This is a genomic window from Pseudonocardia yunnanensis (assembly GCF_039534065.1).
In the GTDB taxonomy this organism is placed as follows: domain Bacteria; phylum Actinomycetota; class Actinomycetes; order Mycobacteriales; family Pseudonocardiaceae; genus Pseudonocardia; species Pseudonocardia yunnanensis.
In genome coordinates, this window is record NZ_BAAAUS010000007.1 from 66,379 (window position 1) to 88,742 (window position 22,364).

Sequence of the window (22,364 nt, forward strand, 5' to 3'; positions counted from 1 at the left end):
GCCCACGACGAACCGGGCAAGCCGAAAAGGAGAACCCCATGTCAGAGTTGAGGTTCGGCGTCTCCCTGATCCCGACGCTCGATCTCGAGGCCACCCGTCGGCTGGCGGCGGTGGCCGAGCAGGCAGGGCTGGAGTACATCGGCGTCCAGGACCATCCCTACGCCCGGCGATACCTCGACGCGTTCGTTGTCATCGGCGATCTCCTCGCCCGCACCGAGCGGATCCAGCTGTTTCCCGACGTGGCCAATCTGCCGCTGCGCCCGCCCGCCGTCCTGGCCCGCACGGCGAGCGCGCTGAGCCGGGTGTCCGGGGGCCGCTTCCATCTGGGGCTCGGGGCAGGCGGCTACTGGGATGCGATCGAGTCCATGGGCGCGCCCCGGCGAACCCCGCCCGAGGCGCTGCGGGCGCTCGACGAAGGGATCACGATCATGCGCGGGCTGTGGCGTGCCGATGCCCGCGTCGACCACGACGGCGAGTTCTATCGAGTCCGCGGGATCGGCGGGCAGGAGCCGGGCCCCGGCGGCGTGGAGATCTGGATCGGCGCACAGGGCCCACGCAGCCTCGCGCTGACAGGACGCGCCGCCGACGGCTGGGCAGCGCCGATCCCTTCGTACCTGCCCTACGAGCGCTGGGCCGAGAGCAACGAGGTCCTGAGCCGGGCAGCACGCGAGGCAGGCCGCGATGCCGCCGATATCCGGCGCGTCGCGCAGCTTGTCGGGACCATCGCGGCGGGGTCGCCGACGCCGAGCTCGCTCGCGCAGTCCGGCGCTGATCCGGTCCGCGCCGATGTCGCCGGCTGGGTCGAGCTGTTGACCAGGCTGGCCACCGAGCAGCCGTTCACGACGTTCGTGCTGTGGCCGGAACAGGTGGACGAGCAGCAGATCCGGCTCTTCGCCGAAGAGGTCGCGCCCGGCGTCCGGGAGCGCATGGGGGAGCGGTCCGCCGTCTGAGGTCGCCGACCGTCCGGGAGTCCGGGAGGACACCTTGCTGCTACACACCTTCACCGTCGCGGACACAGCCGACCCCACGACGGGGCGCGCGAAGTCGAGGCACGAGTGGATCCGCAACACCGTCGAGCCGGCCGTGACGGCCGAAGAGGTCGGCCTCGACATCGCGCGGGCCGGTGCCGGATGAGCGCCCGAGGAGGAACGATGCCCCGCATTCCACCGAACATCTTCGGCACCGCGTTCGGGTTGGCCGGGCTGGCGGGCACCTGGTCGGCGGCAGCCGGCGCCGGGCTCGCCCCGCAGGGCATCGCGCAGGCGCTCCTGGCCGTCGCCGCAGTCACCTGGGTGGCAGTGCTCGTCGCGTACCTCGCGTCTGCGCTCGAGCATGGCGTGCTTCGTGGCGACTTGACCCATCCGGTCCTCGGGCCGTTGATGTCCGTCGCCCTGATCACGCCGATGGTTCTGGGCTCCGCCGGCATAGCCCCGCTCGCTCCGGCGGCCGGCGCCGCGCTGACGGACTTGTTCATCGTCCTCATAGTGATTCACGGGTCGTGGTTCACCGGGCAGCTGATCTATGGCGACTACGCGCTCGACCAGCTTCACCCCGGCTACTTCCTGCCCACCGTCGCCGGCGGGCTGGTCGCGGCGATGAGCGCTGCCGCGGTCGGTCAGCCCACGCTCGGTCACGTGATGTTCGGCTACGGCGTGGTGTGCTGGTTCGTCCTCGGGTCGATCATCCTTGCCCGGCTCTTCTTCCGCCCGGCGCTCCCGGCCGCGCTGACGCCCACACTCGCGATCGAGGTCGCTCCCGCCGCCGTCGCCAGCCTGGCCTGGTTCGGCCTCAACGGCGGGCGCATCGACGGGATCGCGCAGTTCCTCGCCGGCTACGGGGTGCTGATCGTCCTCTCCCAGATTCGGCTGCTGCCCATGTTCCTGCGGCTGAAATTCTCGATCAGCTTCTGGGCGTTCACCTTCTCGTGGGCGGCCGTGGCCTCCGTCGTGTTGCACTGGCTCGTGGTCACGAGGCCGTTCGGTCACGTCGCCTGGGCGTGGATCGTTCTGGCTGCCATCACGGTCCTGATCGGCGGGATCGCCGTGCGTTCGATCGCGGCCCTCGTGGCCGGCACGCTGTTCCCGCCGAGCCCTGCCGCGGCGCCACCCACTGTCGCGCCTGCCTTACAACCTCAGGAGTCCGTCAGCGGCGCCCGCGAGGCCCACTGACTGCGGCTCCGCAGACCATCGGAACTCGAAGAATTGGAGCTGAGTAGTGTCCGTCATCGAACTCACGACGTTCATCGTCGGAAACGATCGCGTTTCCGAGATGCTGAGCGCACGCCACGCCATGATCGAGGCGTTTCGCGTTGACCGCCGCGGGTTCATCGCCGCCAAGCTGATCCGCCTGGACGAGCGGACGTGGCTCGACGCCGTTGAGTGGGCCGACGACGCCGCGTACGACGAATCGTCCGCAAAGGGGGGCAACCTGCCTGAGATCGCGGCGTTCTTCGCGACGATCGACTCGCTGGTCGAGGCCCGCCGCGGGACGCGATACGACGACGCCGAGGACGGGCCGCGCACGGTGCGGACCGTCGCGTACGGCCCGCATCCCTCCCAGGTGGGCGAGCTGTACCTGCCCGAGGGATCCGGGCCCTTCCCGGGCGTGGTGCTCGTCCACGGGGGGTTCTGGACCGCGATGTGGGATCGCAGGCAGATCCTGCCGGTGGTCGAGGACCTGCTGTCGCTCGGGATCGCGGTCTACAACGTCGACTACCGTCGAGTGGGGGAGGAAGGCGGGGGGTGGCCGGGCACGTTCGCCGACGTCGCCGCCGCGGTCGACACGATCGTGGGTATCGATCCCGCCGTCGACGCGGAGCGGATCGTGCTCGTCGGGCACTCGGCCGGGGGGCATCTCGCGACGTGGGCCGGCCTGCGCGGGGCGCTGCCGACGGGCGCGGTCGGTGCTGACCCGGTCGCGCGCCCGGTTGGTGTCGTGTCGCTGTCGGGGGTGCTCGATCTGGTTGCTGCCGACGGCGAGAAGTTCGGCACCGCCCTCGAGGACATGGACGCCGAGCCGATCTGGGGTGCCCCGCCGCCCGCCCGGCCGGAGGTGTGGCCGGCTGTCGCCGCGGCGGTGACGGGCGGCATCGTCCCGTTGCTGGTGGGAGCGCACGCCGACAAGGACTCCGAGCGCTTCGCCGTCACCTCGCCTGCGCAGATGCGCGCGAGCGGGGTGCCGGTACTGGCCCTGCACGGTGACGCTGACGAGGCGGTCCCGGCGAGCTACAGCCGCGCCTTCGCCGAGTCGATCACCGCGCAGGGCGGCCAGGCGGAGTTCGTCGAGTGCGCCGGGGGACGCCACTTCGACACCGTCGACCCGGCCAACCCCGAGATCTGGCCTGCGGTCCGTGCGTGGATCGCCGAGCGTCTCGGGATCACTCTGCCGAAGGCCGGCTGACACCGTCCCGGACGGGGCCGGGTGCGAGGACCGTACCCGGCCCCGAGAGAAACGCTCCCGCAAATCCTCAACGAGGAAATGCCTCCCCGGCTGACGATGAAACGCCCGTCCCCGCGATGGCCCCTGTGGTCAACTGGGGGGAGCCGGGAAGACGCTGCAAGTGGTCCCGACAGTTTCATGATCGCCGAAAGTGAAAACGGACGTGCCGGGACGGATGCGCTCTATCCACCCGTAGGAGAACCCACAGGAGGCTCGGAAGCGGTACTACAGCATTCCGAGAACCGATCACTCGTCGGGAAGGTGGCGAATGTAACCGCGTTGATTCTCGGTGACTTGAAAAAAGATGTGCTTGAACCGCTGATATTCCTCGCGCCCCACGATTTGTGCATGCCGCCGCTGCATGGCGGCCAGTATGAGGTCGGCCGCGCGCATCTGGGCCAGGCCGCGCTCGGTCGGAAAAACAAGCTTGGCCCGACCATCGCTCGGGTCCGGCCGCCGCTCCACGTACCCCAGAGCTTCCAGTTCGTCGATGAGTGTCCCGATGTTCTGTTTGTACTGGTGTGATAGACGAGACAGCTCGGATGGGCGTACTCCGTCGGCATCGAGGTACGCTAGAACCGCTCCGTGTCTGTGTTTCAAATCATCAAAGCCTAGCTCCGCCAGCGCCGTGAACAGCTCGCGCTGCACCGCGAACAACAGTCGGCCCGCGAGCACTCCTAGATCCGGGTCGGTTGAGTTCCGCTCCGCGCGGGTCACCACTGGCCCTGCTCCTATCGCTTGTCCGCCACACCCGTCAGTCATTTAACAACTGTCGCGGCTCGTTACGACAGGCGCCCCGCACGGCGAGGGCACCCCGAGATCACGTGGCAGGGCCCGACGCCATCGCTGGGAGCAGTGGTTTCAGCAGGTGCCCGCCGCGCTCATCTGCGCACCGGCTCGGTCATCGGCCCAGTACGGCGTCCTTCCGGTAGCGCGATGGTGACGTTCCCAGCGTGGCGCGGAACGCCTGCGTGAAGGCGGACTCCGAGCGGTACCCCACCTCACTCGCCACCCGGCCCACCGAGTGGTCCGAATGCGCCAGCAGGTCGGCGGCCACCATCATCCGGATCGCCGTCACCAGCGTCGCCACGGTCGTACCGGTGCGGGCGGAGAAGCGGCGCAGGAACGTGGCCCGCGACATCGCAGCCCCGGCGGCCAGGCGGTCGATCGTCCACGCTTCGCCGGGGCGGTAGACGACCTCAGCGATCACACGGCCCAGCGCGTCGTCGCCCATGGCGGTCCAGAGACTGGGCGTGCCGAGGCGCTGATCGGGACGGCTGCGCAGGGTCATGGCGAGCAGTGCGTCGCACAACGCGGCGACGACGGCACCGGTGCCGGGGCCGTCGGCACGGGCCTCGCCACGCAGGACCTCCGCCAGGGTGAACGCAGGGGCGTCCAGCGTGACGTGCACCAGTTGGGGCAACAAGCGGAACAGCAGCGCGCCAGTGGCCGACAACGAGCGATAGTGGCCGCAGAAGAGGTCCAGCTCGGGCTTGGCGTCGACCGTCCGCCGGGTCGGGAATGCCGCGCCCGGCTCCTCCACGAACTGGCGCCGCGGCCCCGTGGTCGCCGCCACGCGGTGCGCATCGCCGTGCGGAAGGAGCACCAGATCCCCGGGGCCCATGTTCACAGCCGACGCGCCCGAGATCACGCTGCAGCGGCCGTCCAGCACCAGGTGGAACGGCACCTCTCCTGGCCCCGCCGGCGCGTTGTCCAGCGTGATGCGTCCGGCCAGCAGGCAGCGCACATCGACCCTGCCCTCGAGCCGCGCCAGTCGGACGATGCGGCTCACGCCGTCCATGAGTCGATCCCGACGAAAAGTGAGGCGTCAGCGCGTGGTCGTCTCGCTTCCGGAGGTGGACCGTGCACACATGGAGACTACGCACTTCGATGTCCTGGTCATCGGGTTCGGCAAGGGCGGCAAGACGCTCGCCGCGACGATGGGGCGGCTCGGCAAGCGCGTCGCGATGGTGGAGCAGTCGTCCAAGATGTACGGCGGCACCTGCATCAACATCGGTTGCGTCCCGACGAAGTCGCTCGTCCACCACGCCGAGCGCCCCGGCGTAGGTAGCCCCGGCGAACGGCACCGGGCGGCTGTCGAACAGACGCGTGCGCTCACAACGGCCATGCGCAGCAAGAACTACGCCATGCTCGACATGCTCGACTCGGTCACCGTGATCACCGGGCGGGCGGCGTTCCTCGACGCCAAGACCGTGCGCGTCACTGCCGGTCAGGTGGACATGCTCGACCTCACCGCCGACACCATCGTGATCAACACCGGGGCCGTGCCGGTGCTTCCGCCCATCCCGGGCCTGCGGGAGAGCGCGCACCTGCTCACCAGTACCGACCTGATCGATATCGACCACCTGCCGAAGCGCCTGGCGATCGTGGGCGCCGGCTACGTGGGTGTGGAGTTCGCGTCGATCTACGCCCAGTTCGGCAGCGCCGTCACGATGCTCGATCCGGCCGCGCGGATCATGGCGCGCGAGGACGAGGACATCACCGAGGTGGCCACCGGCATTCTGCGCGGAGCCGGTGTCGAGTTCATCTCCGGAGCCCACGTCACGCGAGTGCGCGACATCGACAACGGGGTCGAGATCACCTACGAAGTCGATGGAGCGACGCACACGCTGGCGGCCGACGAGGTTCTTGCGGCTACCGGCCGCAAGCCCGCAACCGAGGGCCTGGGCCTCGACCGCGCCGGCGTGCGCACCACCCCGTCCGGCGCCGTCGAGGTGGACGAGGTGTTGCGCACGAGCCAGCCGCACATCTACGCGATCGGCGACGTCAACGGAGGCCCGCAGTTCACCTACATCTCTCTCGACGACAACCGCATCGTCGCCGACCAGCTCATCGGTCGCGGCGAACGATCCACCGCGGACCGGAAGTTCGTGCCGTACACGGTGTTCATGACCCCGGCCTTCGCCCGCGTCGGCCTCACCGAACGCGAAGCGCGCGAACGCGGGCTTTCGGTGAAGGTGGTCGAGAAAGCGATCGCGGACATCGCCGCGATGCCGCGAGCCAAGATCGTCGGAGAGACGCGCGGGCTGATGAAGTTCGTGGTCGACAGCGAAACGGACCTCGTGCTGGGCGCCGCGCTGCTCAGTGTGGACTCGCAGGAGATGATCAACGTCGTCGCGCTCGCGATGCGCCACGGCGTGACCGCGAGCGAGCTGCGCGACACCATCTACACGCACCCGTCGTCCACCGAGGCGTTCAACGAGGTTCTTGCCGGTCCGCCCGCCCGCTGACCGTGCGCGGCGCGGCAAACCCGCGCTGGGGGAGGGTTTCCGGGCGGCCGGCTCCCGAGACTCCGCACGGGTGAGTTGAGTGCGGCAATCGCGGAGACCGGCTGGTGCGAAACGCGGTTGGCGGCGTTCCGGCATGCGTAGTGGTGTGGCCACCGGCCCATCTGCGGGTATCCCATGGCTGAATCCGGCGTGTTCGTGACCTTGCCCGGAATGTGCAAGGTCATATAGCTGGGAGGTTCCACAGATGATCCGCGCTCTACCCGGCCGGGCCCGAGATGTCGCGCTCCTGCTGGCTCGGCTGGCCCTCGGCATCGTCCTCATCGCTCATGGGTGGCAGAAGCTCATGACCAAGGGCATCGACGCAACTACCGAGGGTTTCGTTGAAAACGGAATTCCCGCCGCTCCGGTCTCGGCGATGTTCGTCATCGCGGTCGAACTTCTCGGCGGTCTCCTGATACTGATCGGCGCAGCGACAGCGGTGGTCGGTGTCCTCGTCGCGCTGGTGATGCTCGGTGCCGTGTTGTTCGTGCACGTCGGGTCCGGTGTGTTCGTCTCCAACGGCGGCTGGGAGTTGGCCGGGTTGGTCGGCGCGACCGCACTCGCGCTCGCTGCGGCCGGTTCTGGACGGTTGAGCGTCGACCACATGGTGTCGAGGCGACGTCGACCGGACATGGTCGTGGCCGACTAAGGCGAGCGCGTCGACGCAGGGCGGGGGAGGTCCGCGCCGACAGGCCGCGAGCGCGGTCCGGTATGGGGTCCTTGCCCTTTCTCTCGGGGACGCCCAATCATGGGTGCCGATCCGCTGCGCTCGCGCGGGTCTCACTCCCAGCGGGGGAGGTGGGGCTGTGTTCCGTCGTCTTTGAGCTGTCCCTGTCTGCCGTCCGGTCGGGCGGTGCCCCTACGGTCGCGGCGGCGTACCTGGATCGAGCTGAGCTCTCCGCTCCGTCGTGACCGCCCTGCGGTCCATCGAGGAGCGTGTGTTGCCTACCGCTGTCACTTCACCCCCATCCGCCCTGGTCGACGTGGTCGATCAGACGATCGCGCCGTCGGCCGCCGAGGTCGACCGCACCGGCGCGTTCCCCCGCGCCGACATCGACGCGTTGGCCGGCGCCGGTGTTCTGGGCCTGCTGAGTGCCTCCGAGGTCGGCGGAGCCGGTGGCTCGCTCGCCGACGTCGCCGTGACCCTGGAGCGGATCGCTCGTGCGGACGCCTCGGTCGCGATGGTGGTGCTGATGCACTACGCCGCCGTGTCGGTACTCGAGAGCCACGGCCCGGACGACGTCCGGCGAGCGATCGCCGCAGGTGAGCACCTGAGCACGCTGGCATTCTCCGAGCGTGGGTCACGCAGCCATTTCTGGGCGCCGGTGAGCACGGCGACCGCCGCTGACGGCCAGGTGCGGCTGGATGCCGCGAAGAGTTGGGTGACCTCGGCCGGTGAGGCCGACAGTTACGTCTGGTCGAGCCGCCCTGTGACCGCGGAGGGCCCGATGACGCTGTGGCTGGTGCCCGCGAGCACGCCGGGCGTCGGCGTCGCGGGCGAGTTCGACGGGTTCGGGCTCCGCGGCAACGCCTCACGCCCCATGGCCGCGGACGGCGCCCTTGTCGACACCTCGGCGCGGCTCGGCGACGACGGCGCCGGGCTGGACGTCGCACTGGGATCCGCGCTGCCCACCTTCCTGGTGGGCAACGCCGCAGTCTCGCTGGGGCTGATGGAGGCCCTCGTCGAGGAGGCGGCCGCCCACCTGACGAGCACCAGGCTCGAGCACCTCGACCAGAGCCTGGCCGAGCAGCCGACCAGCCGCCTCGCGTTCGCGGCCCTGCGTACCCGGGTCGACCTGACCCGCGCGTTCCTGACCGACACCCTCGCCGCCCTGGGCAGCGGCCGAGAGGACGCGACGCTGCGGGTACTTCAGGTCAAGGCCGTCGCGGCCGAGGCCGCAGCCGAGGTCGGCGACGGGGTGATGCGGCTGTGCGGCGGCGCTGCGTTCCGCAAGGAATTGGGCATCGAACGCCGCTACCGCGACGCCCTCGCCGCGCGGGTGATGGCACCGACCACCGAGGCGCTGCACGACTTCGTCGGTCGCGCCACGCTCGGGCTGCCGCTGTTCGGGGGTGCGTGATGACGCTGATCATGGGCGCGGTCGCCTACGACCCCAAGGTCGTCACTATCTGGGACGGGTTTCGGCAGTGGCTGCGCCGGCAGGGCCTGGACTTCGACTACGTCCTGTTCTCGCACTACGAGCGCCAAGTGGAGGACCTCGCCGATGGGCGGATCCACGCTGCGTGGAACTCGCCACTGGCATGGCTGCGCTCCGAGCGGCTGGCCGCCGCGAAGGGGCGCGCGGTCCGCTCGGCGGTCATGCGTGACACCGACCAGGACCTCACCTCGGTGGTCGTCGTCCGCGCCGACTCTCCCGCGTCCTCACTCGCCGACCTCGCGGGCCGCACCGTCGGCGTGGGAGCGGTCGACTCGCCGCAGTCGACGCTGATCCCACTGTCGTTCCTGCGTCACGCCGGTGTCGACGACCTGCGCGTCCGCCGCTTCGACGTCGGGGCGGGCCTGCACGGCGACCATATCGGCGGGGAACGCGACGCCGCCCGCGCGCTGGTGGCCGGCGAGGTCGACGCCGCATGCATGATCGATGGCAATCACCTGCTGTTCGGCCAGGAGGGCACACTACCGGCCGGGTCGACCCGAATCCTCGGTCAGACCGACGTCTACGACCACTGCACGATGGCGATCGTCGACACCGCACCCGCCGCCGAGGCCGACGAGTTCGTGCGTCTGCTGGAGTCGATGTCCTACGCCGACCCGCAGGTCCGCCCGCTGCTCGACCTCGAAGGGCTCAGGCAGTGGGTGCCGGGCCGCACGAGCGGCTTCGGCCCGCTCGCCCGAGCTGTCGACGAGGCCCGGTTCTATGACGCCACCGGCACGGTCACCGCGCGGGAGTACGACCCGTGATCCACGGGCATCGCTCGGGTGCCCCGCTCGACCTCGACTTCCTGGGTTTCGAGCGGGGCGCCCATCTCCTCGTCCGCAGGTCGCTGCGCGAGGTGCCGATCGGCGGCCGGGTCACCGTCACGGGGGGCGATCCGGCCCTCGGGGTCCACCTGCGCGCCTGGGCCCGCCGCGAGGGCCACGGTTTCGCCGCCGTCCCGGACCGCACGGCCACCTGGGAGCTCGTGCGCGGCTCCGCGGAGGCCGACCGGTGGGCGGGCGCGGAACGCGCCGGTGGGCCCGGACCGGACGGGATCGTCGCCCGTCCACCGGCCCATTGGGGTCTCGCCGCCCGCGGTGCCCTGGTCGAGGCCGGCGGGCCGGAGGGGCGATTCGACCTCGACGATCGTGACGTCGTCTGGGCCGACCTCGCGCCACGGCTCTACGCGCACGCCGCCGCCGCGCAGTGGGACCCGGCCACCGCGGTCGACTGGGACGCGAGCGCGGACGTGCCCACCGACGTGGAGTCGGCTGTCGTGCAGGTCATGACCTACCTCGTGGAGAACGAGCAGGCCGCACTCGTCGTCCCCGCCGGACTGCTAGCTCGCGTGCACCCGCACTTCCGGGAGGTCCAGCAACTGCTCGCCGTGCAGGCGGCGGACGAGGCTCGCCACATGGACGTGTTCACCCGCCGGGCCTTGCTGCACGGCGGGGAGATGGGGACCTCCTCGGCCGGTGGACGGTCGTCGCTGGCCACGTTGCTCGCCGAACCGGACTTCTCGCTGGCGTCCTTCCTGCTCTCCGTTCTCGGGGAGGGCAGCTTCCTCGCGCTGCTGGCCTTTCTCGAGCGGCACGCACCAGACCCGGTCACCGCTCAGATCACTCGCCTCGCTCGGGTCGACGAGGCACGTCACGTCGCGTTCGGCGTTGCCCACCTCGAACACCAGGGCAGCCGCGACCCGCAAACTGCGCGCGGCGATCGAACGCCGACACGACGCCCTGGCCGACACCGCCGGACTCAACGCCGATGTGTTCGACGCGCTCGTCGTACTGGCCGCCGGCTCCTGGACCCCCACCGCCATCGCAGACGGCCATGACGCGGTACAGGAGCTCCATCACGCCATGGACGACGGTCGCCGACAGCGCCTGGCCCGGCTCGGGTTCCCACCCGACGAGGCCGCCGAACTCTCCGCCCTCCACACGCGCAATTTCATGTGAACCATCGACGATCACGCGTAGCGCGAGTCCTGTGGTCGACGGTGACGCGAGGACGACGGGGTGTCAGGCCTTATATTGAACGCACACTTCGCAATTCGGAGGCGGGTCATGGCGAGGGGGCGTCCCCGCGAGTTCGACGTCGACGAGGTCCTGCAGGCGGCGCTGAACGTCTTCTGGGGCAAGGGCTACGAAGGCGCGACCATGGCCGACCTCCGTGAAGCGACAGGCCTCCAACCGGGCAGTATCTACGCCGCTTTCGGCTCGAAGGCCGGACTGTTCACACAGGTCGTCGATCGATACGTCGCCACTTCTTTCTCCTACGGCGCGCACAGCCTCGAGGCCGGCAGCGTCCGGGAGGTGGTCCGCCGCTGGCTCACCGGAGCCACGGAGAGCTCCACGGGAGAGACCACTCCTGGCGGCTGCCTCCTGGTGCAGGGCGCGCTCGTCACCGGAGACGCGGCCCGGGAGGTCGGACAGGACCTGTGCGATCGCCGCAAGGCCGCCCAGGTGATGCTCACCGAGCGCTTCGCCCGGGCTCAGGAGAGCGGCGACCTTTCCTCGGACGTCGAACCGCGCGATGCCGCGCGGTACGTGGTCGCCCTAGCTGAAGGCATCGCCGTCGAGGCGGCGTCCGGCGCCGACCGCGAGACGCTGCTGAGCCTCGTCGATCTGACCATGCGACGTCTGCCCTGGGAGGCATGAACGACTCGCGCCGACGGCGCACCCATCTACGTCCATGTGGTCACCGGACTAGAACCAGCTCCTCGGCTCGTACCGCATCGCCACCGCCCCAGCGGTACGTCACCCGGCCGAAGAGGAGGGCATCGGCGCGAGCGAGGCTCGCCGCTGCGTGACGATGCGATTCCACGCTCGCGGGTATCGCACGATGATCGCAGCACCACGGCGCTCAGCTCTCCCGCCGCCCTCCGCTATTGCTCAGGAGGTGAAACCCCGTCGTCAGCCCGGGCGGCCGATCCCGGCCGCCACCCCGTCGAGCACCATCGTCAGGCGACGCTCGAACACCACGTCCGGATCGGGGAGGTCCTCGGCTTCGAGGATCAGCCGCTGCAGGTATGGGAGCTCGCCGCCCTGTAGCAACTGCGTGATGAACGGCCCGGTCTGGCGCTGGTAGGCCGCGAAGTCCAGGCCGGTGCGCTGCTGCGCTTCGACCTCTCCCAGTTCCTGCACGACGAAACCCCGGGTGAACTGCAGGGCGGTGGACAGCACGTCCAACATTCCGTCGATGTCGAGACCGAGCCCGTCCACGCAGGCCAGACCGGTTTCGAGGAACTTCCGGGCGTTGGGTCCCAGGGTCGGCCGGTGCCCGAACCGGGTGATCCACGGGTGGGCGTGGTGGAGCCGGCGCATCTCCCGGGCCAGCCGGGCGACGTCCGCCCGCCAGCTCCCTGACGGGATCCCGGTCAGGTCCAGCTCGCCCAGCACCGCGTCGTACATGAGCTCGGTCAGGTCGTCCTTGCTGCCGACGTGCCGGTAGAGCGACATCGGACTGTGGTCCATCCGCCCCGCGACCTTGCGCATCGAGACCGCGTCGACCCCGTCCTCGTCGGCCAGGGCGATCGCGACCGCGGTGATGGCCCGGTAGTCGAGAGTGCGCACCGGCCCCCGCCCCTGGCCGGAGAGTCGTGCCCAGATGACGGGCGGCGGTTCGTCGGTCACGGCAGCGCTCCTTGCGTGTGTTGCGTGCATCCTACGAGCCGCATACGGTGTAAATGACTAGTCGCATACGCTGTACACATCTAACTCGTCGATCTCGTTCGAGGTGTCGCCATGCCCTCTTCGTCCTCCCCGTCCATCGCCGTCGTGGGCGGCGGCCTCAGCGGGCTGGTGCTGGCCCGCATCCTGCAGCAGCACGACATCGCCAGCACCGTCTACGAACTCGACGCCACCGCCGACGCCCGGCGGCAGGGCGGCTTGCTCGACCTGCACGTCGAGTCCGGCCAGCTGGCCCTGCGCGAAGCGGGGCTGTACGAGCAGTTCCGCCGGCTGACCCGGCCGCAGGCGGAGGCGATGCGGGTGATGGACAAGGCGGGCACCGTCTTCATCGACCAGGTCTCCGACGGCAATTCGGGCAGACCCGAGATCGACCGGACGGAACTGCGCGCCCTGCTGCTGGGTTCGCTCCACCCGGGACGGGTCGTCTGGGACCGCAAGCTCAGCCGGGCCCGCCGCCTGGCCGACGGGCGGTACGAACTCGTCTTCGCCAACGGCTCGCGCGAGACCGCCGATCTACTGATCGGTGCCGACGGCGCCTGGTCGCGAGTCCGCCCCCTCCTCTCGAGCGCCTCCCCGGAGTACGCCGGGATCAGCTGCGTCGAGTTCCACGTCACCGATGCCCCGGCCAAGGTGCCCGACTCGGCCGCCCTTGTCGGCACCGGGAGCCTGTTCGCCCTGTCGGACAACAAGAACCTCGGCGGGCACGGAGGCCGCGACATGCACTTGGGAGCCATGCTGCGGACCGCCGAGGACTGGATCGAGACGCGCGGCGTCGACTGGTCGGACGTGGCCGCCGCCCGCACCTCCCTGCTGGCGGAGTTCGCCGACTGGACCCCGGCGCTGACCGACCTGATCCGCCACTGCGACGACGAGATCGCAGTTCGCCGGATCTACGCCCTGCCCACCGGTCACTCGTGGCCGCGCATCCCGGGCGTGACCCTGGTCGGCGATGCCGCCCACCTGATGTCGCCGTTCGCCGGCGAGGGCGCGAACGCCGCGATGTACGACGCTCGTGAGCTTGCGCTGGCGCTGATCGAGCACGGTCACGACGTCGAGAGCGCGCTCCACCAGTACGAGACGGCGATGTTCCCGCGCGCCGCGGACGCCGCCCGGCAGTCCGCTCGCGGGCTCGACCTGTGCTTCGCCGACGACTCCCCCCGGGGAATGGTCGAGTTCTTCGGCAGGATGGGCGTCCCCGTCACCTCGCGCTGATGGCGCGCCGCGCGCGGTGGCGCGAGCTCCGGCAGGGTTCCGAGATCGCTTTCGCCGCGAGTGCTCTGCGTGTTGACAGGACCGCTCGTGGATCCTATATATTGATCGTACGATCAATAAAACAGTGGGGAAGCCGTAGCAAAGAGGACCGTCGAGGACGACGGGGTGGAGGTTCATGTGCGGGCCCCGTCTCCTCGGGACGGGCCTTCCTCTCTCTGGCCAGGCATGCGGCGATGCCCCGTGACGTGGCCGGCACTGCCGAGATGATCACGAACATTCATTCAATGATCGGCCGGATGTGCGGCCGGAACCGGAGCACTCATGACCGAGAAGACGCTGGCCGGCAAGACCGCCCTCGTCACGGGCGGATCCCGTGGCATCGGCGCGGCGACAGCTGTCCGGCTCGCCCGCGAGGGCGCTGACGTCGCCATCAGCTACAGGGCGTCCACTGCGCAGGCGGAGGATGTCGTGAAGGAGATCGAGAAGTGCGGAGTGCGCGGCGCGGCCTTCGCCGTGGACCAGTCCGATCCGGAACAGGCAGCGCGCCTGGTCGACTCGGTGATGGACGCATTCGGCCGGCTCGACATTCTCATCAACAACGCCGGAGTGTTCCTGACCGGCGCGATCGACGCGGTCGACGCCGATGTGGATGCGTTCGACCGCCAGCTCTCCACCAACGTCCGTGGCCTCGTCGCCACCACACGTGCCGCGGTGCGGGTGATGGGCGATGGCGGTCGGATCGTCTCGATGAGCTCGACGGGCGCCGACCGGGCGCCGTTCCCCGGACTCGGCGATTACGCAGCGACGAAGGCCGCGGTGGACGCATACACCCGCGGCTGGGCCAGGGACCTCGGATCTCGGGGCATCCTCGTCAACTCCGTGCAGATCAGCTCTGTCAACACCGACATGAACCCCGAAACCGGGCCGTTCGCAGACACCCAACGGGCGATGATCCCGTTGGGCCGTTACGGGCGGCCCGAGGAGATCGCGGGGGCGATCTCCTTCCTCGTCGGCCCGGACGCGACCTTCATGACGGGAGCGACGCTCCTCGTCGACGGAGGCTTCATGGCGTGAGCGCCGGCGACGAGATCACGCCCGCGGATTCAGCGTCTGACCCCGACGTCAACGGAGGATTTCACCGATGAGATACGGCTTCATCGGAGCGGGTGCGATCGCCCAGGCACTCGTGCGACGGCTGACCGCTGTCGGCGAGTCGGACATCGTTCTCAGTAACAGCCGCGGGCCGGAGACCCTGGCCGCACTGGCTCGGCAGTCCGGGGTGCGGGCGGGGACGAGGGCGGACGCCGCGGCGGCCGAGGTCGTTGTGCTGGCGGTGCAGTGGAGCCGAATTCCGGCCGCTCTGAACGGGCTCGACCTCAACGGCCGGGTGCTGATCGATACCTCCAACCCCCTTGAGGCCCCGACGTTCCAGCCGTTCGACCTGGGCGGACTCACCTCGAGCGAGGTCGTCGCCGGCCACGCACACGGGGCTGCGGTGGTCAAGGCGTTCAACACCTACAGCCCCGAGACGCTCGGATCGAACCCGGAGGTCGACGGCGGTAGGCGGGTCATCTTCTACTCCGGCGACGGGGCCGGTGCGCTGCAGACCGTCGGCCTCATGATCCAGCGTCTGGGCTTCGCGGGCGTACCACTCGGTGACCTGGCGACGGGTGGAAGGCTCCATCAATTCCCCGGCGGTCCCTTGCCTGCGCGTGACTTCATCGAGCGCCGTTAGGGCGGCCGCCGTTTCACAACCGGGGCAGTCCCGGCACGAGATCCGACTTCCTGTTCGGCAGAGGTCACCCACGGCCGAGTCGGTCGTTCCGGCCTGACTCGGCTGAATGGGGAAGCTGACCCGGCTCCGCTCAGCCGATGGTCTCCGGTCGCTGACGGCCACCGGTGGTGAGCGCACGCCGTATCTCCGGGGGCAGCGGGACGGCGCCGGGCTTGTCACGGGCGGCCATCGCCACCACCAGGTTGCCGGTGGCAGCCACCGTGTCCCCACTGCGCACCACGAAGGAGTACTGCACCGACTTCGTGCCGATCCGCTCCACGGCCACCTCGATCTCCACGACCTGGCCGTAGTACAGCCGGTGGAGATAGTCGACCTCGTAGTGCACCCGTGGGATGCGGCCGTACAACGCCGTCGCGTCGCGGCGGTGCAACAGCACCGACTCCGCCGACTCGACCCACCGCAGCACCGCCCCGTGATGGTGGTGGCCCGCCGCGTCCGTGTCGTGCCACTCCACCCTGCGCTGCACCACCACGCTCGGCAACTCATCGTGATCCCGGTCCGTCCGCTCGACCTGCGGAGCGGTGGCCATCAGCCTGCCGCCGTCATTCGGGCCCGCACGTCGGTCTTGAGCACCTTGTTCATCAGAGAACGGGGCAGGTCCGACCACACCACGATCTCCTTGGGTGCCTTCACACTGCCGATCCGCCTCTTCATGTACTCGATCATCTCGGCGGTGGTTGCCTCAGCGCCGGGCGTCAGTACGACCACCGCTGTGACGCGCTCGCCCCACTTGTCGTCGGGCAGCCCCACGACTGCGCAGTCGCGGACGGCCGGGTGCGTCATCAAGGCCTGCTCGACCTCGACCGAGTACACGTTGAAACCGCCCGTGATGATCATGTCCTTGGCGCGATCCACGATGAACAGGTAGCCCTCCTCATCGAGGTAGCCGATGTCACCTGTGTGGTGCCAGCCGAACCGCGACGCCTCGGCCGTGGCCTCCGGGTTCTTGTAGTAGCCGGGTGACACGCCCGGGCCGCGCACGACGATCTCGCCCCGCTCGCCTCGGTCCAGAATCCGCCCCTTGCCGTCCATGATCTCCAGCGTGGTCAGCGGACCGGGCCTGCCGGCCGACGCAAGGCGCGACCCGGCCACGGTGCCGTCGGTGTTGAAGTGATCGCGCGGCGGCAGCATCGTCATGTTCGGAGACTCGGATTGCCCGTAGACCTGCCCCATCACCGGGCCGATGGCGGTCAGTGCCTCCTCGAGCCGTGTGGCGGAGATCGGGGCGGAGCCGTAGATGATGCACTGCAACGAGGACAGATCCGCGGCCGCGAGGCCGTCGTGCTGCAGCAGCATGTAGATCAACGTCGGAGGCAGGAACGAATGCGTCACGCGGTGACGCTCGATCAGCCTCAGGAACGCGGTCAGGTCCGCCTTCGGCATCACGACGATCTCCGCCCCGAGCGACAGCATCGGGAGACAGAACATGCCCGTCGCGTGCGTGAGTGGGGAGATCGCCAGGAACACCGGGCGGCCCTCGAACGGATAACCCCACAGCGTCATCGCCGAGCGCACCTCGAAGTTGCGCACCGTCAGCATGACGCCCTTGGGCCGGCCGGTCGTGCCGCTGGTGCCCATGATCACCGCGATGTCGTCGGGTGGCGCGGCGAGCGCCGGACCGATCGGGTCCGCCGCGGCGGCGGCCACCCAGTTCTCGAACGACACCGCTCCGTCGAGTTCGGCGTCCAGGCACACCAGCAACGTCAGCGTGGGCAGCTCGGCCACGACGCGCTCCACCAAGGGTGCGAACCTGCTCTGGAAGATCAGGCATGAACAGTCCATCAGGTCGAGCAGATCCCGGTTCTCGTCCGCCTCGTTGCGCGGGTTGATCGGGCACCACACCGCGCCGCGGCGGGCGATCCCGAACACGCAGACGTAGGCAACCGCGTCGTTGGCCGAGAGGATCCCGACCTTGTCACCCGGCTGCACACCCGAGCGGTGCAGGGCTCGGGCCACTGCACAGCTCAGGTCCTGTGCCTCTCCGTAGGTGAGGCTCGTGTCGTCGAGCGTCAGGCAAGGCTCGTCACGACCGAGCGACGCACCCTTGTCCAGATAGTCCGCCAGCGAAGTCATCACGCGGCAGGTCCCTTTCGTGAATTCGTGAAATGGACGGGAGATGCTTATCGCAGCAACGGGACCACGTCTTCGCCGATGCGGCGCATCTGTTCGCGCTGGTCCGGTGAAGCGCACATGAGCTGGAAGATGTTGACGCCGCGATTTTGGTAGTCCACCAGCTTCTCGGCGACCTCCTCCGCGGGGCCGGTCACGATCCACCGGTCGGCGACCTCGTCGGTGATCATCGTGTGCCACTGGTTCAAGTAGCTGATGGCCGCGTCGCGCGCCTTCTCCCGGTTGTCGTCCACGTGGACGAAGCAGTTGTAGGCCGCCGCCAGGGCCTTGCCGGGGTGCTTTTCCGTGGCGTAGGCCTTGATCTTCGCCCAGCCCTCGTCGAATTCCTCCGGCGTGGTGTGGTTCGCGATCCACCCGTCGCTGTGGTTCACGACGCGCTTGTACCTGCCGAGCATGAACTTCCCGGCGTTCTCCGTCTTCCACATGTGCGAGGCGGGGCCACCCCATTCCTTGGGTACGTAGATTCCGGAGCCCATCAATGTCGGTGGCGGGGTCTGTGGCCGTGCCTCCCCGAGGGTCACCTCGTCGAAGTGGTAGAACTCGCCGTGATAGGAGAACTTGTCCTCGCGCCACAGCCGGTTCAGCACCTCCATGCATTCGGTGAAGAGCCGGCCGCGTTCGGCGTAGAGCATGTCGGGATCGAGATCGGCCTTGTGACGCAGTGCCGCGAGCGCCGAGTACTCGCGCTTGACGAGCGTGCCCTTGCCGGCCCCCGTGCCGACGCCCATCACCAGCCGTCCTTCGGAGATCCCGTGGATGGTGGCCCAGGTGAGCGCCAGTGCCACCGGGTTGCGCAGATGGGGCTGCAGGATCCCCGTGCAGAGTTTCAGGGTCCGCGTCCTGGCTGCGACCGCTGCGAGGATCGACGGACTGTCGTAGGACGCCATCGTGCGGCGGCCCAGCGGGGCGTCGTGCACCCAGATGCCGTCGAAACCTAGGGCTTCCGCCGCTGATGCCGCATCCAGCATCTCGCCGAGTCCGTAACGATGACCGGTGATCCCGGTCAGATTGTTGATCGAAACCCCGATCATGCGATCGTCGGAAAACGCCACTTCAGATCCTCCATGGTCCGGGTTCTGCTGGGGGGCTCAGGCAGCTTGAACCACGCCGTGGCGGCGAACCAAGGACCGCTTTCGTTCAAAGAGCAACTCGTGACAACGGAGTTGTGGAGCCGTAGAGCTGCGAGGCGGCCCCGCTGACATCACTACGGCTCCGGAGTTCGGAGCGACAGGCCGGAGTCTCGGATCGCTTCGGCGAGCGGCTCGAGCACCGTGGCGTCCAGTGGCGGTCGCAGGTAGATGATGGCCAGGTCCAGACCTTCTTCGCCGAAGGCTGCCGCCTCGTCCATCACGCTTAGGTAGTCGCGCTCGGCGTTGAGCCAGATGTGCGCCGACAGGGTGATCGCTTTGGGGTCACGGCCGACGTCCGCGCAGTGGGCGGCGAGTACGTCGCGTTTTCGTGCGAACTCTTCCGGGGTGCCGAGGACGAAGTTCCAGTGGTCGGCGTACTTAGCGGTGATCCGCAACGTACGCTTCTCGCCGCTGCCGCCCATGCATATCGGCGGGTGTGGCCGCTGCGGCCCCTTGGGCTCGTTGCGCGCCGATTGCAGTTGGTAGAACCGACCGTCGAAATCGGTTGTCTCCTGGCTCAAGAGCCCGATCAGAACCTGACACGCCTCTTCGAAGCGATCCATGCGTTCCTTCACGGTACCGAGCTCGATTCCATACGCGCGGGATTCTTCTTCGTTCCAGCCGGCGCCGATGCCCAACTCGAGGCGTCCGTTGGAGATGATGTCGAGGGCTGACGCCATGTTGGCGAGGACCGCGGGGTGGCGGTAGTGGATCCCGGTGACCAGGGTGCCCAGCCGCAGTCGATTCGTGGCCTGGGCCAATGCGGTCAGCGTGGTCCAGCCTTCCATGCAGGGCCCCGACGAATCGCCCTCGATCGGATAGAAATGGTCGAAGGTCCAACCCGATTCGTAGACGTCGATGTCGTCGGCTGTCCGCCACATCGACAGCATGTCGGGCCACGTCGTGTTCTGCGGTGAGGTCTTGAAAGCGAATCGCATGGTCGTCCTTGTGCCTCGCTGTGAATCAGTACTCTTTCAGGCCGACGCTGGGATCCGGCGAGCGGACCCCGTGCCGAGAGCGCGTCCGCCGCTGAGTTGCACCGCCATGTTCACGAGCGTAGACCGCGGTGGTCAGCGAAGTCTACGGGCGTATATGTGACTCACGGCGTCGTCGACGACGACCGGGCCGACCGCGCGGCGGTCACCGCCGCCGCCGGTGCGGTCACATCAGGGGCGCAGTTTTCCGACCGCGCCGGAGTCGCGGTCGCCGGTGCGGTCTCGGCTCGCGCGCCGACCTGGGTGGCGGGCAACATCCTGGCCATGACGGCGACGAGGACGAGGCTGACCACCGCAAGCCCGGCCGCGAGGAAGCCGACCCCGGGGAGCCCGGCGCCGTCGAGCGCGATGCCGCCGAGCCCGGCTCCCACGACGATCCCGATGTTGAAGCCGGATACGACGAACGAGACCACGAGGTCACCGGCCTGTCCGCCGGCGCTGTAGAGCGCGGCCTGCGCCGCGGGAACGAACGACCACGCCGCGAGCTGCCAGACCGCGACCAGCACGATGGCACCTGCCGGCGTTCTGAAGGCGGGCAGCAGAGCGAACAGGGATGCTGTCGTGATCGCAGCGGTGATGAGCACTGTCGCGCGCGGCCATCGGTCGGCGCCCCGCCCGCCGAGCACGTTGCCACACACGGCGCCGAGTCCGGCGATGAACAGCACCACGGTGACCAGGCTTCCGTGGACGCCGGCGCGGTTCTCCAGCATCGGGACGAGGTAGGTGTAGGCGGTGAAGGACGCCGCCCAGAACAGCGCGACCGCCGCGAGCCCCACCAGGACGGGGCGAGCGAGGAGGGCGGTCGAGCGCTCGCGGAGCGGCGGACCGTTGTCTGCTCCCAGGGCTGGCACCGTGAACAGGACGAGCACCAGTCCGACAACGGCCAGAGCTGCGATGGCGGCCAATGGCACCCGCCATCCGGTGTGTTGACCGAGCAGGGTGCTCGCGGGCACGCCGAGGGCGGTCGCAGTGGTCACTCCCGAGACGACGGTGGCCATCGCCGCGGCCCGATTGGCCGGTCCGGCCAGACGCGCGGCCACCGCCAGCGCGGTGGCGAGGTAGAGCCCGAACGATGCGCCCGTGAGGACCCGTGACGCGAGCAGGACCGTGAAGTCGGGCGCTGTCGCGGCCATGAGGTGAGCGGCCACGAAGACGGCAAGTGAACCGATCAGGACGCGTCGCCGATCAACGCGCGCGAAGGCGGCGGCCAGGACCGGGACGCCGATGGCGAACGCCACCGCGTTGACACTCACCAGCTGCCCGGCCGCGGCCTCCGTGACCCCGGTGTCGGCCGCGATCTGGGGCAGCAGGCCCACCACGATGAACTCGGTGCTCCCCACCGCGAACGCGCCGACGAACAATGCGAGCTTCCACCATTTCACTGCGCAGCTCCTCGTTAACGTGCAAAGCTCGGCCGGGGTGTTCGGTGTAGAAACCTACGAATTCGGCGTTCTCTATCTCGTGATGCCGAGCCGGCGAACCGGTCCTAACCCTCGGCTGTATCGTGTGTTCAATGTGCCTTATACGTATAAGAGCCGCGCTCGACGTTACGCTTGGCGGTCCCGCGGGACAAAGACATGTGCAATGGTTCATAGATCGGCATCACTTGCCGCATGCCCCCGCGGTCTCGTCGTTCGGGCAGCGGCTTGTCGAGTATCCGTCGCTCTCTCGGTGCAGGCGCCGTCTCGACGCCGATGTCCGGCATCACCGAAGGTGGGCCGATTTGGGTGCGTGTGCGCGTGTGCCCACTCACGTCGAGATGTGGTGGGGCTGGCCACTGCGGCCGTCGCGGCGCAGCGTGGGCGACGGAGGTGCCAGAAGTGGTGGATCAGCGAACGGACAGCCTCGACACTCTCTCCAGAACGGCCGCGCGACTTCGCCTATGGGTCGGAACGAGCGACCCCCTACCTCGCCTGCTGTTCTTCACCGATCCTGTGCGAACGCCCCAGCCGGAGGCTGTCGCCGAGCGCCTGCCGACGGGGGCGGGAATCGTCTATCGGCCCTTCGGCGCGGCCGACGCCGTTGCGCGCGGCCTCCGCCTCGCCGAGATCGCCCGCCGCCGGCGGCTCGTCCTGCTGGCAGGCGCCGATCCCGCCCTCGCCGAAACGATCGAGGCCGATGGGCTGCATCTGCCCCAACGCCTGGTCGAGACGGGCCCGACCCTCCGCGCGGCCCATCCGGCCTGGCGTCTCACCGTCGCCGCCCATGACGCCGCCGCCGTCCATGCGGCCGAGCGCTGCGGCGCCGAGGCGGTCGTGGTCTCGCCGGTGTTTCCCAGCAACAGCGCCTCCGCCACAAACCCACTGGGGGTTGCAGCAGCAGGTGAAATCGCGAAGGGAAGTGCTCTGCCCGTATACGCCCTGGGTGGCGTCAACGCGAAAACTGCCGGCGCACTGATCCACGCGGGCGTCTATGGTCTGGCGGCGATCGAGGCCTTCGTCGCCTGAGCGACGCCGAAATCAGGCCCTGGATGCCGGTTCCGGATTCGTGCGTAGCGCGGGCTTCTGCTGGTGATCTATGAAG

22 protein-coding genes are annotated in these 22,364 nt (G+C 69.1%); 14 read left to right on the top strand and 8 right to left on the bottom strand.

Going from position 1 to position 22,364, the window contains the following annotated elements; all coding sequences use genetic code 11:
* Positions 1 to 38: 38 nt before the first annotated feature.
* The 4 genes from ABD743_RS09635 to ABD743_RS09650 are packed head-to-tail and all read left to right on the top strand — an operon-like array spanning position 39 to position 3,399.
* Complete coding sequence (locus ABD743_RS09635; protein ID WP_344720890.1) at positions 39 to 950, top strand: LLM class flavin-dependent oxidoreductase; 912 nt, start codon at positions 39 to 41, stop codon at positions 948 to 950.
* Positions 951 to 984: 34 nt separating this feature from the next.
* Positions 985 to 1,134 (top strand): hypothetical protein, encoded by a 150-nt coding sequence (locus tag ABD743_RS09640; protein WP_344720893.1) that lies wholly within the window; start codon positions 985 to 987, stop codon positions 1,132 to 1,134.
* 17 nt (positions 1,135 to 1,151) lie between these two features.
* The gene (locus ABD743_RS09645; RefSeq protein WP_344720894.1) at positions 1,152 to 2,168 is read left to right on the top strand and encodes an SLAC1 family transporter; all 1,017 of its coding nucleotides are present in this window, start codon (positions 1,152 to 1,154) and stop codon (positions 2,166 to 2,168) included.
* 46 nt (positions 2,169 to 2,214) lie between these two features.
* On the top strand, positions 2,215 to 3,399 hold the full coding sequence (locus ABD743_RS09650) for an alpha/beta hydrolase family protein (RefSeq protein ID WP_344720896.1): 1,185 nt from the start codon (positions 2,215 to 2,217) through the stop codon (positions 3,397 to 3,399).
* A gap of 285 nt (positions 3,400 to 3,684) precedes the next feature.
* On the opposite strand, the gene ABD743_RS09655 is transcribed toward ABD743_RS09650, so the two are convergent.
* Both ABD743_RS09655 and ABD743_RS09660 read right to left on the bottom strand, forming a co-directional pair.
* Positions 3,685 to 4,155 (bottom strand): MarR family winged helix-turn-helix transcriptional regulator, encoded by a 471-nt coding sequence (locus tag ABD743_RS09655; protein ID WP_344720897.1) that lies wholly within the window; start codon positions 4,153 to 4,155, stop codon positions 3,685 to 3,687.
* A 184-nt stretch (positions 4,156 to 4,339) separates the two neighbouring features.
* Complete coding sequence (locus ABD743_RS09660; RefSeq protein ID WP_344720898.1) at positions 4,340 to 5,239, bottom strand: AraC family transcriptional regulator; 900 nt, start codon at positions 5,237 to 5,239, stop codon at positions 4,340 to 4,342.
* 70 nt (positions 5,240 to 5,309) lie between these two features.
* Here ABD743_RS09660 and ABD743_RS09665 point away from each other — a divergent pair, with 70 nt between their 5' ends.
* The 6 genes from ABD743_RS09665 (at position 5,310) to ABD743_RS09690 (ending at position 11,547) form a co-directional block, all read left to right on the top strand.
* A complete protein-coding gene (locus ABD743_RS09665; protein WP_344720899.1) occupies positions 5,310 to 6,689 on the top strand; it encodes an FAD-dependent oxidoreductase in 1,380 nt (459 codons plus the stop codon).
* Positions 6,690 to 6,933: 244 nt separating this feature from the next.
* Positions 6,934 to 7,377, top strand: a complete 444-nt coding sequence (locus ABD743_RS09670) for a DoxX family protein (RefSeq protein WP_344720900.1) — start codon at positions 6,934 to 6,936, stop codon at positions 7,375 to 7,377.
* A gap of 334 nt (positions 7,378 to 7,711) precedes the next feature.
* Positions 7,712 to 8,809 carry an acyl-CoA dehydrogenase family protein gene (locus ABD743_RS09675; RefSeq protein WP_344720902.1) on the top strand — a complete coding sequence of 366 codons (1,098 nt, stop codon included), beginning with the start codon at positions 7,712 to 7,714 and terminating at the stop codon, positions 8,807 to 8,809.
* Positions 8,809 to 9,651 (top strand): phosphate/phosphite/phosphonate ABC transporter substrate-binding protein, encoded by an 843-nt coding sequence (locus ABD743_RS09680; RefSeq protein WP_344720904.1) that lies wholly within the window; start codon positions 8,809 to 8,811, stop codon positions 9,649 to 9,651. The genes ABD743_RS09675 and ABD743_RS09680 overlap by 1 nt, the downstream gene beginning before the upstream one ends.
* Entirely contained in the window at positions 9,648 to 10,724 is a 1,077-nt protein-coding gene (locus ABD743_RS09685; protein WP_344720906.1) for a ferritin-like domain-containing protein, read from the top strand. The genes ABD743_RS09680 and ABD743_RS09685 overlap by 4 nt, the downstream gene beginning before the upstream one ends.
* A gap of 229 nt (positions 10,725 to 10,953) precedes the next feature.
* Positions 10,954 to 11,547, top strand: a complete 594-nt coding sequence (locus tag ABD743_RS09690; protein ID WP_344720908.1) for a TetR/AcrR family transcriptional regulator — start codon at positions 10,954 to 10,956, stop codon at positions 11,545 to 11,547.
* A 255-nt stretch (positions 11,548 to 11,802) separates the two neighbouring features.
* On the opposite strand, the gene ABD743_RS09695 is transcribed toward ABD743_RS09690, so the two are convergent.
* Complete coding sequence (locus tag ABD743_RS09695) at positions 11,803 to 12,522, bottom strand: TetR/AcrR family transcriptional regulator (RefSeq protein ID WP_344720910.1); 720 nt, start codon at positions 12,520 to 12,522, stop codon at positions 11,803 to 11,805.
* 111 nt (positions 12,523 to 12,633) lie between these two features.
* On the opposite strand from ABD743_RS09695, the gene ABD743_RS09700 reads away from it, so the two are divergent.
* The 3 genes from ABD743_RS09700 (at position 12,634) to ABD743_RS09710 (ending at position 15,526) form a co-directional block, all read left to right on the top strand.
* Positions 12,634 to 13,791, top strand: a complete 1,158-nt coding sequence (locus ABD743_RS09700; protein WP_344720912.1) for an FAD-dependent oxidoreductase — start codon at positions 12,634 to 12,636, stop codon at positions 13,789 to 13,791.
* Between the two features lie 321 nt (positions 13,792 to 14,112).
* Positions 14,113 to 14,865: an SDR family NAD(P)-dependent oxidoreductase gene (locus tag ABD743_RS09705; RefSeq protein ID WP_344720914.1), complete on the top strand. Its 753-nt coding sequence runs from the start codon at positions 14,113 to 14,115 to the stop codon at positions 14,863 to 14,865.
* A 67-nt stretch (positions 14,866 to 14,932) separates the two neighbouring features.
* The gene (locus ABD743_RS09710; RefSeq protein ID WP_344720915.1) at positions 14,933 to 15,526 is read left to right on the top strand and encodes an NADPH-dependent F420 reductase; all 594 of its coding nucleotides are present in this window, start codon (positions 14,933 to 14,935) and stop codon (positions 15,524 to 15,526) included.
* Positions 15,527 to 15,656: 130 nt separating this feature from the next.
* Here ABD743_RS09710 and ABD743_RS09715 read toward each other — a convergent pair whose 3' ends face one another.
* The 5 genes from ABD743_RS09715 to ABD743_RS09735 form a co-directional block, all read right to left on the bottom strand.
* Positions 15,657 to 16,115 carry an acyl-CoA thioesterase gene (locus tag ABD743_RS09715; RefSeq protein WP_344720917.1) on the bottom strand — a complete coding sequence of 153 codons (459 nt, stop codon included), beginning with the start codon at positions 16,113 to 16,115 and terminating at the stop codon, positions 15,657 to 15,659.
* Entirely contained in the window at positions 16,115 to 17,659 is a 1,545-nt protein-coding gene (locus ABD743_RS09720) for an AMP-binding protein (protein ID WP_344721430.1), read from the bottom strand. The genes ABD743_RS09715 and ABD743_RS09720 overlap by 1 nt, the downstream gene beginning before the upstream one ends.
* 47 nt (positions 17,660 to 17,706) lie before the next feature.
* Positions 17,707 to 18,768, bottom strand: a complete 1,062-nt coding sequence (locus ABD743_RS09725; protein ID WP_344720919.1) for an LLM class flavin-dependent oxidoreductase — start codon at positions 18,766 to 18,768, stop codon at positions 17,707 to 17,709.
* A 152-nt stretch (positions 18,769 to 18,920) separates the two neighbouring features.
* The gene (locus ABD743_RS09730) at positions 18,921 to 19,784 is read right to left on the bottom strand and encodes an LLM class F420-dependent oxidoreductase (protein WP_344720921.1); all 864 of its coding nucleotides are present in this window, start codon (positions 19,782 to 19,784) and stop codon (positions 18,921 to 18,923) included.
* 161 nt (positions 19,785 to 19,945) lie between these two features.
* A complete protein-coding gene (locus ABD743_RS09735) occupies positions 19,946 to 21,223 on the bottom strand; it encodes an MFS transporter (protein ID WP_344720922.1) in 1,278 nt (425 codons plus the stop codon).
* Between the two features lie 441 nt (positions 21,224 to 21,664).
* On the opposite strand from ABD743_RS09735, the gene ABD743_RS09740 reads away from it, so the two are divergent.
* The gene (locus ABD743_RS09740) at positions 21,665 to 22,288 is read left to right on the top strand and encodes a thiamine phosphate synthase (RefSeq protein ID WP_344720924.1); all 624 of its coding nucleotides are present in this window, start codon (positions 21,665 to 21,667) and stop codon (positions 22,286 to 22,288) included.
* Positions 22,289 to 22,364: the final 76 nt, after the last annotated feature.